Origin of the sequence: Jiangella endophytica, assembly GCF_003427025.1 — a bacterium.
In the GTDB taxonomy this organism is placed as follows: domain Bacteria; phylum Actinomycetota; class Actinomycetes; order Jiangellales; family Jiangellaceae; genus Jiangella; species Jiangella endophytica.
Window position 1 is genome coordinate 147,111 of the sequence record NZ_QVAI01000010.1, and the last position, 14,244, is coordinate 161,354.

The 14,244-nt window shown below is 72.7% G+C and carries 13 protein-coding genes; 3 read left to right on the forward strand and 10 right to left on the reverse strand.

Annotated elements, in window-relative coordinates; genetic code table 11:
• Positions 1-13: 13 nt before the first annotated feature.
• On the reverse strand, positions 14-496 hold the full coding sequence (locus DZA62_RS20305; RefSeq protein ID WP_116950734.1) for a GNAT family N-acetyltransferase: 483 nt from the start codon (positions 494-496) through the stop codon (positions 14-16).
• 61 nt (positions 497-557) lie between these two features.
• On the opposite strand from DZA62_RS20305, the gene DZA62_RS20310 reads away from it, so the two are divergent.
• Positions 558-1,406, forward strand: a complete 849-nt coding sequence (locus DZA62_RS20310; protein WP_232827547.1) for an LLM class F420-dependent oxidoreductase — start codon at positions 558-560, stop codon at positions 1,404-1,406.
• Here the strand turns inward: DZA62_RS20310 and DZA62_RS20315 are convergent, their stop codons facing one another.
• The 8 genes from DZA62_RS20315 to DZA62_RS20350 all read right to left on the reverse strand — a co-directional run bounded on the left by DZA62_RS20315 (position 1,407) and on the right by DZA62_RS20350 (position 9,120).
• Positions 1,407-2,036, reverse strand: coding sequence for a response regulator (locus DZA62_RS20315; RefSeq protein ID WP_116950736.1), 630 nt, complete (start codon positions 2,034-2,036; stop codon positions 1,407-1,409). It lies immediately after the preceding gene.
• The gene (locus DZA62_RS20320) at positions 2,033-3,298 is read right to left on the reverse strand and encodes a sensor histidine kinase (protein ID WP_198664002.1); all 1,266 of its coding nucleotides are present in this window, start codon (positions 3,296-3,298) and stop codon (positions 2,033-2,035) included. The genes DZA62_RS20315 and DZA62_RS20320 overlap by 4 nt, the downstream gene beginning before the upstream one ends.
• A gap of 4 nt (positions 3,299-3,302) precedes the next feature.
• On the reverse strand, positions 3,303-4,043 hold the full coding sequence (locus tag DZA62_RS20325) for an ABC transporter permease (protein WP_116950737.1): 741 nt from the start codon (positions 4,041-4,043) through the stop codon (positions 3,303-3,305).
• 10 nt (positions 4,044-4,053) lie between these two features.
• Positions 4,054-4,956 (reverse strand): ABC transporter ATP-binding protein, encoded by a 903-nt coding sequence (locus DZA62_RS20330; protein ID WP_116950891.1) that lies wholly within the window; start codon positions 4,954-4,956, stop codon positions 4,054-4,056.
• A gap of 293 nt (positions 4,957-5,249) precedes the next feature.
• Positions 5,250-5,750: a beta-class carbonic anhydrase gene (locus tag DZA62_RS20335; RefSeq protein ID WP_116950738.1), complete on the reverse strand. Its 501-nt coding sequence runs from the start codon at positions 5,748-5,750 to the stop codon at positions 5,250-5,252.
• Positions 5,751-5,760: 10 nt separating this feature from the next.
• Positions 5,761-6,681 carry a sucrase ferredoxin gene (locus DZA62_RS20340; RefSeq protein WP_116950739.1) on the reverse strand — a complete coding sequence of 307 codons (921 nt, stop codon included), beginning with the start codon at positions 6,679-6,681 and terminating at the stop codon, positions 5,761-5,763.
• A complete protein-coding gene (locus DZA62_RS20345; RefSeq protein ID WP_157987797.1) occupies positions 6,678-8,420 on the reverse strand; it encodes an MFS transporter in 1,743 nt (580 codons plus the stop codon). The genes DZA62_RS20340 and DZA62_RS20345 overlap by 4 nt, the downstream gene beginning before the upstream one ends.
• Entirely contained in the window at positions 8,404-9,120 is a 717-nt protein-coding gene (locus tag DZA62_RS20350; protein ID WP_157987798.1) for an LppX_LprAFG lipoprotein, read from the reverse strand. The genes DZA62_RS20345 and DZA62_RS20350 overlap by 17 nt, the downstream gene beginning before the upstream one ends.
• Before the next feature lie 215 nt (positions 9,121-9,335).
• On the opposite strand from DZA62_RS20350, the gene DZA62_RS20355 reads away from it, so the two are divergent.
• A complete protein-coding gene (locus tag DZA62_RS20355; RefSeq protein WP_116950741.1) occupies positions 9,336-10,922 on the forward strand; it encodes an MFS transporter in 1,587 nt (528 codons plus the stop codon).
• Between the two features lie 6 nt (positions 10,923-10,928).
• Positions 10,929-11,528 carry a TetR/AcrR family transcriptional regulator gene (locus DZA62_RS20360; RefSeq protein ID WP_116950742.1) on the forward strand — a complete coding sequence of 200 codons (600 nt, stop codon included), beginning with the start codon at positions 10,929-10,931 and terminating at the stop codon, positions 11,526-11,528.
• A gap of 179 nt (positions 11,529-11,707) precedes the next feature.
• Here the strand turns inward: DZA62_RS20360 and DZA62_RS20365 are convergent, their stop codons facing one another.
• Positions 11,708-14,230 carry a DNA gyrase/topoisomerase IV subunit A gene (locus tag DZA62_RS20365; protein ID WP_116950743.1) on the reverse strand — a complete coding sequence of 841 codons (2,523 nt, stop codon included), beginning with the start codon at positions 14,228-14,230 and terminating at the stop codon, positions 11,708-11,710.
• Between the last annotated feature and the right edge of the window lie 14 nt (positions 14,231-14,244).

Below are 14,244 nucleotides of genomic sequence, written 5' to 3' on the forward strand. Positions count from 1 at the left end.
GGTCCGCCCGGGCTCAGAGCGGGCAGGTGTAGTAGCGGACCGACTTGTCCTTGCCGACCAGGTCGGCCGAGCCGACCGCCGCGAACCCCATCGACGTGTGCAGCGCGTCGGACGCCGGGTTCGGCGGGTCGAGGTTGACCTCGGCGCACAGCAGCGACTGGCCCTCGGCACGGGCCGCCGCGATGACGTCGTCGTAGAGCGCCCGCGCCAGGCCCTGCCCCCGCGCGGCCGGCGCCACGACGACTCGGTCGATGTAGGCGAAGCGCGGGTGGCGGGCCTTGAACCAGTCGAAGTTCTGGCTGGACCGCACGGTGTCCTGGTCGAATGCGATGACCATGGCGCTGAGGTCGTCGGTGACCCGGACCCGCCAGGCCACCTTCAGCAGCTCGCGGAGCTCGTCGGCGGTGAGCTCGGACAGCTCGAGGGCGTGGTCGTTGTTCAGCCGCAGCAGAGCGGCCTCGTCGGCTTCGGTGGGGGCGCGGAAGGTGTGCGGCACGCTTCGAGCGTAAGGGAAGACGCCGTGCCGCTCGGCGGTTGCCCACGGTATGACGATCGACGTGGGACGAGCAGGGGTGTGGGTCGGGGCGCGGAACTGGCCCGCCGACAAGGCCGAGGTGAGGGACGCGTTCGCGGAGCTGGAGGGGCTGGGCTACGACGCCGCCTGGCTGGGCGGCGCCGAGGGCGACCTGACCAGGCCGGAACAGATCCTCGCCGCCACGACGCGGCTGACCGCCGCCACCGGCATCGTCAACGTGTGGACCGAGCCCGCGGACCAGGCCGCCGAGGCGTTCCGCCGGGTCGGCGGCTCGTACCCCGACCGGCTGCTGCTGGGCGTCGGCGCGGGCCACGCGAAGTTCGTCGAGCGGAGCGGCCAGGAGTACCACCGTCCGTACAGCAAGGTCGTCGAGTACCTCGACCAGCTCGACACCGCGGGGGTGCCGGCGGCGCAACGCGCCGTCGCCGCCCTCGGGCCGAGGACCCTGCGGCTGGCGGGGGAGCGCAGCCTCGGAGCGCATCCGTACCTCGTCACGCCCGAGCACACCCGCCTCGCCCGCGACATCCTGGGCGACGGGCCGCTGCTGGCGCCGGAGCAGATGGTCATCCTGTCGACGGACGAGGACGAGGTGCTGCGCATCGCCCGGCCGGTGGTGGCGCTCTACCTCGGCCTGCCGAACTACGTGAACAACCTGCGCCGTCTCGGCTTCACCGACGACGACCTCAGCGGCTCGGGCAGTCGCCGGTTGGTCGACGCGCTGGTCGCCTGGGGCGACCCCGACACCGTCGCGCGGCGCGTCGCCGAGCACCACGAGGCCGGCGCCGACCACGTGTGCGTCCAGGTCCTCACCGACCGGCCCGGGCTGCCGCGGGCCGAGTGGCGCGCGCTCGCGCCGGTGCTGGTGCCGTAGTCAGGGGCGCGGTGTCAGGTAGCCGCGGGAGAACGCCGTCGCAACGGCGGCCGCGCGGTCGTTGACGCCGAGCTTGGCGTAGATGTGCAGCAGGTGGGTCTTCACCGTCGCCTCGCTGATGAACAGCTGCCTCGCCGCCTCGCGATTCGTGGCGCCGCCGGCGATCAGCTCCAGAACCTCCAGTTCGCGCTGCGACAGCGGCTCCGACGCCGGCTGCCGCAGCCGGCCCATGAGCCGGGACGCCACGGCGGGGGACAGCACCGCCTGGCCCTGCGCGGCGGCCTCGACCGCGCGGAACAGCTCGTCGCGCGGCGCGTCCTTCAGCAGGTAGCCGGTGGCGCCCGCCTCGATGGCCGGCAGCACGTCGCTGTCGGTGTCGTACGTGGTGAGCACCAGGATCCTCGCCTCGACGCCGCGCCGGGCCAGCTCCTCGATCGCGGCGACGCCGTCGGTGCCGGGCATGCGCAGGTCCATCAGGATCACGTCGGGGCGCAGCCGCTCGCCGACGGTGACGGCCTCGGCGCCGTGGGCCGCCTCGCCGAGCACCTCGAAACGCGGGTCGGCGCTGAACATGCCGCGCAAGCCGTCGCGCACCACCGGGTGGTCGTCGACGATCAGCAGCGAGATCACCGCCCACCTCCGGCCGGGATCGCCGGGACGGTGGCCGAGATCGCCGTGCCGCCGCCCGGCTCGGACTCGACGTCGAGCCGGCCCGCGAGACGCTGCACCCGCTGGCGCATGCCGGCCAGGCCGAACCCGCCGCCCGTGCCGCCGGTGCCGCCGGTGCGCAGGGTACCGGGCGCGAAGCCGACACCGTCGTCGCGTACGTCCAGGGTCACCACGTCCTCCATGTACGACAGTGTCAGGCCGACGCGTCCGGCCCGTGCGTGCTTCGCGACGTTGGTTAGGGCCTCCTGCGCGGCCCGCAGCAGCGTCACCTCGACGTCGGCGTGCATCGGCCGGGGATCGCCGGTGGTGGTGAGCACGGCGTCGACGCCGTTCACGTCGGACCAGCGCCGCACGACGTCGCCGATGGCGTCGGGCAGCCGGGCGCCGGCCAGCACCTCCGGCTGCACCGCGTGCACCGTCCGGCGGGCCTCGGTGAGGCTCTCGCGAGCCAGATCCATCGCGTTCGTCACGTGCCGCCGCGCCGTCACCGGCTCGCCCAGCGTCTGCTCGGCGGCCTGCAGCTGCGTGACGATGCCGGCCAGTCCCTGGGCGAGCGTGTCGTGGATCTCGCGCGCCATCCGCTGCCGCTCGTCGTGCACGCCGGCCTCCCTGGCCTGGACCAGCAGCTGCGCGTGCAGACCGGCGTTCTCCGCCAGCGCCGCCTCCAGCTTGACGTTGGCCTCGTGCAGGTCGGCGAGGGCCTGCTTCTGCGCGGCGCCGCGCCGGTCGGCGGCGTCGGCGAGGTGGAAGAAGATCGACGACAGTACGGTCGCGACGACCGAGACCACGGCCCACTGCCACCATCCGCCGGGCCGGATCGCCTCGATGCCGCCGACGTAGGTCACCGCGGTGATGGCCGACGTCGCGGCCACCCCGACGTAGCGCCAGGGCCCCCTCAGGCACACCGCGGCGTGCACGTAGCCGGTGAACGCGAAGATGCCGTACCAGGGGGCGAGCAGCACCAGGCCGGCCGACAACACCGTCAGGCCGACGTAGTAGAGCGCCATGAGCCGGTGGTGCCGCAGCCAGTCGGGGTGCAGCGTGACGAACCAGGCCACCCAGAGCGCCGTGACGAGCGTCAGCCCGAGCACCGCCGGGAGGTGCACCTCGAGGTCCCAGACCGGCAGCAGCGCCATGACGGTGCTGACGGCCAGCAGCGCGTACGGCGCGGCGGCGAGGAACGCGGTCTCGCGGCGCTCCCCGCGGTCGGCCTCGACGCTCAACGACTCACTCCCAGCGGAAATACCGCGCGGCCAACCCGCCGGCCACGACCGTCCACCCCAGCAGGACGGCCACGTGCAGCAGTTGCGGCCAGTCGCCGGCGGCGGCGTCCTGCAATGATTGCACGCCGGCCCCCAGCGGCGTGGCGTCACTGATCCGCAGCAGCACGTCGTTCATCGATTCGCGCGGGATCCACAGGCCGGCGAAGAACAGCAGCGGGAACAGCAGCACCATCCCGATCGACCCCGCGCTCTTCCCGTTCGGCGCCAGCGACGCCACGAGCAGGCCGAGCGCGAACATCGCCAGCGCGCACAGCACGAACGCGACGAGGTACGCCACCGGCTGCTCCGGCAGCCGCACGTCGAACACCAGCCGGGCGATGGCCAGCACGGCCAGTGTCGCCACGGCCGACAGGACCGTGCTCATGATCAGCTGGGCGGCGAGCATCCCGCCGGGCTTCACCGGCGTCGTGCGCATGCGGCGCAGGATGCCCTTCTCGCGGTAGAGGGCGAACTGCTGCGGCAGTCCGGTCAGCGCGAACATGGTGATCGCCGTCACGACGAGGATCGGTGTGTACAGGTCGATCACCCGCAGGCCGCCGAGGTCGGCCTCGTGTTCGCGGAACGCCGGGATGGCGCCGAGGATGACGAACAGGATCGGGGGGAACGCGAGCGTGAAGAACACGCTCATCGGTTCGCGGAAGAACAGCCTGGTCTCGGTGGCGGTGAGCCGGGTCACGGCAGACATGTGGTCTCCTTCAGGACGGGATCGGGCGGCCGGTGAGAGCGACGAACGCGTCGTCCAACGACGCCTGCTCCACCCGCAGCTCGGCGGCGGTGATCTGTGCGGCGGCCAGCGTCGTCGTCACGGCGAGCAGCAGGTTGCCCGTCCCGGTCACGACGAGCTGGGCGCCGGCTCGCTGGACGTCGTGCACCTCGGGCAGGGCGGCGAGGACGGCCGGGTCCAGCGGCGCGGACGGCCGGAACCGGATGCGCTGGCGGTCGTCCACGCGGGCCACCAGCCCGGCGGGCGTGTCCAGCGCGACCAGCCGCCCGGCGTCGATGACGGCGAGCCGGTCGCAGAGGCGCTCGGCCTCCTCCATGAAGTGCGTGACCATGAGGATCGTCACGCCACGGTCGCGGATCGCCTCGATCAGCCCCCATGCGTCGCGGCGCGCCTGCGGGTCCAGGCCGGTCGTCAGCTCGTCCAGCACGGCCACCCGCGGGTTGCCGACCAGCGCCAGCGCGATGGACAGCCGCTGCTTCTGCCCGCCCGACAGCCGCCGGAACTGGGCGCCGGTCTTCGCGGTCAGGTCGAGCGTCTCGAGCAGTTCTCGCCAGTCGGCGGGCTCGCGGTAGAACGAGCTGTACAGCTCCATCGCCTCGCCGACGGTGAGCTTGTCGGGCTGCTCGCTCTCCTGCAGCTGCGCGCCGAGCAGTTCGCGCACCCTGTCGTCGCGAGGATGGAGGCCGGCGACGCTGATGCGGCCGCCGTCCGGTGTCCGAAGCCCCTCGATGCACTCCACGGTCGTGGTCTTCCCGGCGCCGTTGGGCCCCAGGATGCCGAAGATCTCACCCTCCTCCACGTCGAAGCTCACGCCGTCGACCGCCGTGTGCTCGCCGTAGCGTTTGACCAGGCCTTCTACTTCGATGATCGCCATGCCCACCAGCCTGCCCGCGGGCACCGGGGTGGCGTATCGACCGCCGGGCCAGAGTGGCGATCAACCGATCGGTGGATGCGCCATCAGCCGCGGCGCCGAGGTGAGGGAACCGCGATCATGAAGCTGACGACATGACTCGCTCGCGGTCGCCGAGGGCCACACTGGGTCTTCGCGGGCGGGCTCGCGGACACCGACGCGGCCACGGTCGTCGACAACCGGGGCGACGACGTGGTGTTCGGCGACGGGCCCTTCGTGGAGTCGAAGGAGTATCTCGCCGCTGCCCGCGGGAAGCCTCAGGCGTGCTGGTCGAGCCGCCCGGTGTCGACGTCGTAGAGGAAGCCGCCGACGGGGACGCCGGCGGGCAGGAAGGGCCAGGAGCGGATCTTCTGCACGTCCTCGGCGAGGGTCGCGCGCTGGTCGGCGATCAGGTGGAAGTCGAGGCTGCGGACGTCGATGCCGGAGGACTGCTCGATCGCCACGACCACCTCGTCGGCCGTGGCGCTGGCCATCTTGCACCTCGTGTGCGCGACCACCATGATCCGCGTGACGCCGAGCAGGTGCGTCGCGAGCGCCAGCGTGCGCAGCACGTCGGTGGTGACGCGGGCGCCGGCGTTGCGCATGATCTTCGCGTCGCCCGGCTTCAGGCCGAGCATGGCCAGTGGCTCGATGCGGGAGTCCATGCAGGTGACGACGGCGAGGCCGCGCGCGGCGACCGGCTCGAGGCCGGCCAGCGCGAACCGGGTCGCGTAGTCGTCGTTGCCGGCCAGGACGTCGGCGAACTCCTCGGACTGCATCGGGCTCCTCTCACTGCGGAACGGGGACACCAGAAACGTACGCGATGGGCGTGACGGCCGGCTTACCGCACGACTCCGGACGGGGCGGTCGCTGCTCCTCGGCGTGGACGGCGACCGTCCAGCCGCGCCCGTCGCGGTGGGCGACGACGGCGTTCCAAGCGCGGTCGGCGGCCGCCGACACCGACGGCACCGACAGGTCGTCCAGCCCGGTGTCGCCGAGCAGACGGCGGACGGCGGCCTCGGCGGCCTGGCCCGGCCGGTCGAACGTGCTCCGCCCGCGGTACCCGTCGTCCAGGAAACGCCCCTCGCGCGCCGACTCGACCAGCAGCAGCGCCTGCTTGTCGTCCAGCCGTCCGTACGCGACGCCGTGCGGCAGCAGCACCGCCGTCGGCGCGAACCGGTGCCCGCCGAGGTGCGTCGTCTCCCAGACCCGGCCGAGGACGTCGTCGCGCAGGCCGGCGACGAGTTGCCGCCCCTTCGCGGCACAGCAGAGGTCGCGCCGTCCGTTCGTGCAGACGAGCAGCAGCGGCTCGGTCTCGTGGCGCAGTTCCGGCGCCGCGGCCAGCACCGCCCGCTCGTCGCCCGAGCGCAGCGCGGCCCACGGCAGCGACCGCAGCACGTCGACCGTGCGCAGCCAGCCGCCGAGCAGGAACGTCGCACCGGGCGTGGTGCCGGCCAGCCAGACGCGGTGAGCGGCGGGGTCGTGGGTGTCGGGGTGCCGGCGCGGCCGCCGCACCAGCGCGACCCGCCCGCCGTGGTCACCGGCGGCGGCGTCGAGCGCGGCCCCGAGCACGGGATCGAGGTGCGACTGCGTCAGCGCCTTCGCGCCCCACGGCCCGGGCTGCTCGACGACCAGCCACCAGGCCGCGACAGGTGCCGTGCCGGCCAGCGGCTCGGACAGCTCGCGGCCGATGTCCGAGCAGAGCGTCACGCCTCCACGGTACGGGGCCGGTGCCGAAGCAGCAGCACGGCACCCACGGCGGCCGCCGCCGCGCACACGGCCGCCCCGGTGAACGTCGCCTGCAACTGCTCGACGATCGCCTGCCGGACGGCGTCGTCGTACGGGCCGCAGTCGGTGGGGGAGTTGGGGCACAGGACGGCCGGCGACGCGATGTCCGCCTGCACGGAGTAGAGGCGCCGCAGCCCGATGGCGGTCAGCGCCGACAGTCCGGCCAGCATGCCGATCATCCGCGCGACGACGAGCAGCGCGCTGGCCACTCCGTGGGTCTCGCGCGGCGCCGCGGCCAGCAGCGCCGCGTTCACCGGCGCGATCGCCAGCCCGAACCCGAGCCCGGCCGCCACCAGCACCGCGTCGTCGCCGATGCCGTCCAGTGATCCGACGCCCCACGTCGCCATGACCGCGAGCCCGGCGGTGCCCAGCGCCATGCCGGCGCCGGCCAGCAGCGCGGGGCCGTACCGGCGCAGCAGCCAGCCGCCGAGCACCGCGCCCACCGGCAGCGCGACCAGGAACCGCAGCAACACCAGCGCGGCGTCGAGTTGGTCGGCGCCCTCGAGCACGGTGCGGGCGAGGATCGGGACGTCGACGACGACGGAGACCAGCGACGCGCCGATGAACAGGCTCACGACCAGCGCGCCCCAGGCGGGCATCGCCTTGACGGCGGCGGGCGGGACGAGCGGGGCGGTGGCACGGCGCTGCCGCCAGGCGAACGCCGCCAGCGCGACCGCGGACCCGGCCAGCAGCCACGGTCCGGACGGCGCCATCAGCTCGACCGCGGGGTCGGCGACGGCGAACGTCAGCACGATCCCGCCGAGCGCGACGCCGAGCAGCAGCGCCCCGGGCAGGTCGGCCGCCCGCAGGATCGCCGGGGTGCGGCGCAACGGCAGCAGCGGCCGGCGCGCCGTCAGCTCGCGGGCGACGAACGCCGCGAGCAGCACGAACGAGGCCAGCGCGAGCGGTGTCGTCCACTCCTGGCCGTCGGCGCGCGGGACCAGCAGCTCGCCCCAGCGGACGCTGCGTTCCAAGGAGGCCGGCCGGGTGACGGCGACGCCGGCGCAGGCCAGCGCGCCCAGTCCGAGGACCAGGCCGATGACGTCGAAGCGGCCGCGTGGAGCGTCCGGCTCGCCCGCCGGCCGGTCGTGGCGCGGCCCCGCCGCCGTGCCCACGAACAGCGCGGCACCGACCGCGAAGTTCACCCAGAAGATCGCCCGCCAGTCCGCCACCGCGAGGATCGCCGCGCCGAACAGCGGGCCCAGCACCGACCCCAGCTCCTGCACGGCGCCGACCAGCCCGAGCGGCACCCCGCGCCGTTCAGGCGGCCACAGGTCGGCGACCAGCGCGAGTGTCACCGGCACCAGCGCACCGCCGCCCGCGCCCTGCAGGAACCGGCCGACGATCGCGCCCGCGACACCGTCGGCCGACGCCGTCAGCAGCGACCCGGCGGTGAACACCAGCAGCGAGCCGGTCAGCACGGGCAGCCGCCCGGTGACGTCCGACACGCGCCCGACCAGCGGCAGCACGACCACGTAGCCGAGCAGGAACATCGACACCAGGGGAGCGGCGCGCTGGAGTTCGTCGACGTCCAGCCCGACGCCCACCATCATGTCCGGCAGTGCCAGGACGATGACGTACGTGTCGGCGGCGGCCAGCAGAACGCCGACGACCCCGAGGGCGAGTGCGGCGCGGCCGGTTCGGTCAGCTCTCTGGAGCACTGATCTCGGCGGGCTCGTCGTACTTGTCGAGGCGGACGGTGTAGGTCTGCTCGTCGCCGCTCTCGTAGAACGGGCCGGTCAGCGTGGCCTGGCGCAGCTGGCCGGTCTCGGAGTCGAGCGCCCACACGGCCTGGACCTCGGCGGAGGGATCGGCGATGGTGAGCACCTCGCCGACCAGCTCGCCCGGCAGCACCGACTCGACCTGGTCGTAGACGTCGCCGTCGACGCGCACCTGCTCGCCGGCGGTGATCTCGGTCCCCGACGTCAGCAGCTGGCTGACGCCGTGGTCGGGGTCGATCAGCAGACCGGGGTCGCCGAACCCGAGCTCCTCGGCGTTGACTTCGTCGAACCCGCTGGTCAACGGCAGCTGCGCCCAGAGCTTGCCGTCGACGGAGACGATCTTGATGGTGGCCGGCAGCGCGCCCGCGCGGATGCGGATCTCGCCCTCGAACGACGACGGCGGCACTGCGACCCCCTCGCCGCCGACGACGACCGTGCCTTCGTCGGGGAGGTCGTCGCCCTCCAGCTCGAACGTGACGCTGGACGCCTCGTTGAGTAGATCGGCGGCGGTCTCGAGTTGCGCCTGCGGGTCGCTCTCCGGCGTGCTTCCGCCGCCGTCGCCGTCGTCGCTGCACGCGGTCAGGGCCAGCGTGGCGGCGACGAGCGCGGCGGGCAGGACGCGGCGGGCGACGTTGCGCATGACGGCAGTCTGCCAGCCTTTCCACGCCCCGTGACCCGCGACACCCGACCTGGACATCGACAGCTCTCCTCCCGTTCGGTGCGCGGCCACGATGCGAGGTCGCGGCTGTGATTTTGCTGAGAGTTCCCGAAATTGCGATACGGGGCTGTTGCGTATCGCTGGCGATGGGTCTACGGTCGAGCCGAGAAACGATACGGAACGGATACGTATCGAAAATGTACAGCAGGGAAGGACCCGCCATCGTGGACCAAGCGACGATCCACAACCGGCGATGGAGCATCCTCGGCGTCCTCGTCGTCAGCCTGCTCGTCGTCGTACTCGACAACACGGTGCTCAACGTCGCGCTCCGCACGATCCAGGACGATCTCTCGGCCACCCAGGGCGAGCTGGAGTGGGCGATCAACTCCTACACCCTCGTCTTCGCCGGACTGCTGTTCACGTTCGGCCTGCTCGGTGACCGGTTCGGCCGCCGGCGCATCCTCATGCTCGGGCTGCTGCTCTTCGGCATCGCGTCGGCCGTCTCCGCGTACGCTCAGTCGCCGGAGCAGCTGATCACCGCCCGGGCGTTCATGGGTGTCGGCGCCGCGGCCGTCATGCCGGCGACGCTCGCCATCATCACCAACGTCTTCGAACCGGAGGAGCGCGGCCGGGCCATCGGCATCTGGGTCGCCTCCGTCGGGATCTCGATCGTGCTCGGACCGGTGCTCGGCGGCGCGCTGCTGGAGCGGTTCTGGTGGGGCTCGGTCTTCCTCATCAACGTGCCGGTGGTCGTGATCGGCCTGGTGCTGATCGCCTGGCTGGTGCCGGAGTCGAAGAATCCCGTGCCCGGCCGGCTGGATCCCGGCGGCGTGCTGCTGTCGATCATCGGCCTGACGCTGCTCGTCTACGGCATCATCGAGGGCGGTGAGCGGGCGACGGTGACCGACCCGCTGGTCTGGGGCTCGGCACTGGCGGGGCTGGCCGTGCTGGCGCTGTTCGTCTGGTACGAGCGGCGCTCGTCGCATCCGGCACTCGACATCGAGCTGTTCCGCAATCCCGTGTTCTCCGCGTCGGTGACCACCATCGGGCTGGTGTTCTTCGCCATGCTCGGGACGTTCTTCTTCATGACGTTCTACCTGCAGATCGTCCGCGGGTACACGCCGCTGCAGACCGGCCTGATGTTCCTGCCGTTCGCGGTGGCGCAGACGGTGTTCTCGACGCTCTCCGAGACCATGGTGCGCCGGTTCGGCATCCGGGCCGTCACGGCGACCGGGCTGAGTCTGGTCGCCATCAGCCTGCTCGGCATGGCGTTCGTCGGCATCGACACCCCGCTGTGGATCCTGCTGACGTTGTTCTTCATCCAGGGCGCCGGCATCGCCAACGTCATGCCGCCCGCGACGACGGCCGTCATGGGCGCCGTCCCGCGCGAGAAGGCCGGTGTGGGCTCGGCGGTGAACAACACGATGCGCCAGGTCGGCGGCGCGCTCGGGGTCGCCGTCCTGGGTGCGGTGCTGTCGGCGCGGTACCGCGCCGGTGTCGACGACGCGGTCAACGCCCTGCCCGCCGGGGTCCGGCACGCCGCCGCCGAGTCGCTCGGCACCACGATGCTGGCGGCGGAGCGGGCCGGCGTCGTCGCCCAGGTGCGTGGCCCGGCGTTCGCGGCCTTCGTCAGCGGCATGCACTGGGTAGCCTTCTTGGGAGCCGCGGTCGCGGCGCTGAGCGTGATCGTGGTCGCGGTGTTCCTGCCCGGCCGGTCGGCACGCGCGGCGCCCTCACCGTCGGGGGCTCCGGAATCGCCGGAGCCGGAGAGAGCGAGGACGTGACCTGACATGACGGAGATCGCTCGGGTGGAGCGGCGCAGCGGCCGGCCGCGCAGTGAGGGCGCCGACCGGGCGATCATCGAGGCGACCCTCGACCTGCTCGCGGCGTCCGGCATCGCCGGGACCACGATCGAGGGCATCGCCGCCCGGGCCGGCGTCGGCAAGACCACCATCTACCGGCGGTGGAAGGGTCTGGAGAGCCTCATCTGCGACGCTGTCGCCGAGCTCAAGGGCCCGCTGCCGACGCTGCCCGGCACGTCCATCCGCGACGACCTCCTGGCGCTCGCCGAGGCGGCGGCGCGCGGTCGCGAATCGGCGCGCAACCGCAAGGTGTATGCGTGCTTCATCGGCGAGATGACCCGCTACCCGGCGCTGGACGCCCAGTACCGCGAGTCGGTCATCCGCCCGCGCCGGGCCCTGACCCAGTCGGCTCTCCAGCGCGGCGTCGAGCGTGGTGAGCTCCGTGACGATCTCGACCTCGAGGTCATGGCCGAGATCGTCACGGCGCCGACGCTGCACTGGATGCTGCACAACCCCGACCTCAACCCGACCCGCGAACAGCTGGAGCAGTTCCTCGACGGCGTCCTCAACGGCGTGGCCCGGAAGTAGAGCCGCGGGGAGTGGTCGGGGCACCTCGCTCGGGTGGGGCGGGACGTCACTCGTCGGGGAGCCGTACTGGGGTCCGTTCGGTCTGAGTGCGGGCCTTGGAGGCCTGGGCCATCTTCCGGCCGGCCCTGACGCTGCCTTCCCCCCGATGATCGAGAGCAGCTGGGGGCCGGCCGGCCGCGCTACTCCAGCTCCAACGTCCCCTGTTCTCCGTCGCCGGCCGGTTCGGGCGCGGGCGGGGCCACCTCGGCATCGTCGCCCCCGGCGAGCGGGCCGGCGATCGCGGCGATCGGCTGCGCCACCGCGATTCCGGAGCCGTCGCGACGACCGGTCGCCGGCGGCAGCTCGATCGGCACGCCGCTCGCGGCCGCCGCCCGGGCCGGGGCCACCCCGGCCCACGCGAGCAGGAGGGTGTCCTCGCCCTTGAGGAACCGGTGGCAGCGCACGCCGCCGGTCGCCCGGCCCTTCGCGGGGTACTCCGAGTAGGGCGTCACCTTGACCGCCCCCGGCTGCGTGCCGGGCAGCGCCGTCGACGAGCCGGAGACGGTGACGACCGCGCCGGACCTCGACGCGTCGGCCGAGCCGAAGAACGTGACCTTGGCCCCGGCCGCCAGTTTGATGCCGGCGATGCCTCCGCCTGCCCGGCCCTGCGGCCGGACCGACGAGGCGGCGAAGCGCAGCAGCTGCGCGTCGGAGCTGATGAAGACGAGGTCCTCGTCGCCGGTGCGCAGCTCGACGGCGCCGACGACGCGGTCGCCGTCGTCGAGGCGGATGACGTCGTAGGCGTCCTTGCCGGGGTGGTCGGGGACGACGCGTTTGACGACGCCGCGTTCCGTCGCCAGCGCCAGGCCCGGCGACGAGTCGGAGAACGTCGTCAATGCCAGCGCCCGCTCACCGGGCTCGAGCTCGATGAACTCCTTCAACGCCGCGCCGCCGGCCAACGTCAGCGCCGCCGTCGGAGGCAGCGCCGGAAGGTCGAGCACCGACAGTCGCAGCACCCGGCCGGCCGACGTGACGACGCCGACCTGGCCGCGCGCCGTGGCGCCGGCCACGGACACGACGACGTCGTGCTTGGACCGCTTGTCGCCGTAGACCAGCGGCTCCTCGCCCGCTGTGCGGGCCAGCAGGCCGGAGGACGACAGCAGCACCTGGCACGGGTCGTCGGCGATCTCGAGCGAGGTGGCGCCCGCCCGCGAGGTGACGGCGCCGGACTCCTCGAGCAGGACGGTGCGTCGCGGCGTCGCGTGCGCGGCGGCGATCTCGGCCAGCTCGTCGGAGACCGCCTTGCGCAGCAGCGTCTCGTTCTCGAGCAGCGCCGTGAGCTCCTCGATGGTGCGGCGCAGCTCCTCGCCCTCCTTCTCCAGCTCCAGCCGGTCGTACCGGGTGAGCCGGCGCAGCGGGGTGTCGAGGATGTAGCGGGCCTGGATGTCGCTGAGGTCGAAGACGGTCATCAGGCGCTCGCGCGCGGCGCTGGCGTCGTCGGACGAGCGGATGACCGCGATGACCTCGTCGATGTCGAGCAGTGCGACCATCAGGCCGTCGACCAGGTGCAGCCGGTCGGCCGCCTTCGTGCGGCGGAACTCGCTGCGCCGCCGGACGACGTCGAGGCGGTGGGCGATGAAGACCTCGAGCAGCTCCTTGAGGCCCAGCGTGCGCGGCTGGCCGTCGACCAGCGCGACGTTGTTGATGGAGAACGAGTCCTCGAGCGGGGTGAGGCGGTACAGCTCTTCCAGCACCGCCTCGGGCACGAACCCGCTCTTCAGCTCGATGACCAGGCGCAGCGCGGTGTTGCGGTCGGTGTAGTCGACGACGTCGGCGACGCCCTGCAGCTTCTTGTTGCGGACGAGCTCGACGATGCGCTCGCGGACCCGCTCCGGGCCGACCATGTACGGCAGCTCGGTGATGACGATGCCCTTGCGGCGGGCGGTGATGTTCTCGACGCGGGCGGTCGCGCGGGTCTTGAACGCGCCCCGGCCGGACTCGTAGGCGTCGCGGACGCCGTCGAGCCCGATGATGCGCCCGCCGCTGGGGAGGTCGGGCCCTGGGACGAATCGCATGAGGTCGTCCAGCGACGCCTCGGGGTGGGTCAGCAGGTGCCGCGTGGCGTCGATGACCTCGCCGAGGTTGTGCGGCGCCATGTTCGTCGCCATGCCGACGGCGATGCCGGTGGCGCCGTTGACCAGCAGGTTCGGGAACGCCGCCGGAAGCACCTCGGGCTGCTCGAACTGCCCGTCGTAGTTCGGCACCATGTTGACGACGTTCTCGTCGAGCGACCTGACCAGCAGCATCGCCGGCTCGCTCATGCGGCACTCGGTGTACCGGTATGCGGCCGGACCGGCGTCGAGCGAGCCGAAGTTGCCGTGCCCGTCGACCAGCGGCACCCGCATGGCCCACGGCTGCGCCATGCGCACGAGGGTGTCGTAGATGGCGCCGTCGCCGTGCGGGTGCAGCTTGCCCATCACGTCGCCGACGACGCGGCCGCACTTGACGTGCGGGCGGTCGGGGCGCAGACCCATCTCGTTCATCTGGAACAGGATCCGGCGCTGCACCGGCTTCAGCCCGTCGCGGGCGTCCGGGATGGCGCGGGAGTAGATGACCGAATAGGCGTACTCGAGGAAGCTGCCCCGCATCTCGTCCGAGACGTCGACGTCGAGAATGACTTCCTCGAAGTCCTCGGACGGGGGTGTCGTGGTCCGGCGTGCCATGCCATCCATTCTCG

What these genes read in the sequence shown, in the direction of transcription:
- DZA62_RS20335 (WP_116950738.1), bottom strand. Translation starts at nt 5,750, where the DNA reads ATGCAGTCCGAGGAGTTCGCCGACGTCCTGGCCGGCAACGACGACTAC.
- DZA62_RS20330 (WP_116950891.1), bottom strand. Translation starts at nt 4,956, where the DNA reads ATGGCGATCATCGAAGTAGAAGGCCTGGTCAAACGCTACGGCGAGCAC.
- DZA62_RS20360 (WP_116950742.1), top strand. Translation starts at nt 10,929, where the DNA reads ATGACGGAGATCGCTCGGGTGGAGCGGCGCAGCGGCCGGCCGCGCAGT.
- DZA62_RS20350 (WP_157987798.1), bottom strand. Translation starts at nt 9,120, where the DNA reads ATGCGCAACGTCGCCCGCCGCGTCCTGCCCGCCGCGCTCGTCGCCGCC.
- DZA62_RS20355 (WP_116950741.1), top strand. Translation starts at nt 9,336, where the DNA reads ATGTACAGCAGGGAAGGACCCGCCATCGTGGACCAAGCGACGATCCAC.
- DZA62_RS20325 (WP_116950737.1), bottom strand. Translation starts at nt 4,043, where the DNA reads ATGTCTGCCGTGACCCGGCTCACCGCCACCGAGACCAGGCTGTTCTTC.
- DZA62_RS20365 (WP_116950743.1), bottom strand. Translation starts at nt 14,230, where the DNA reads ATGGCACGCCGGACCACGACACCCCCGTCCGAGGACTTCGAGGAAGTC.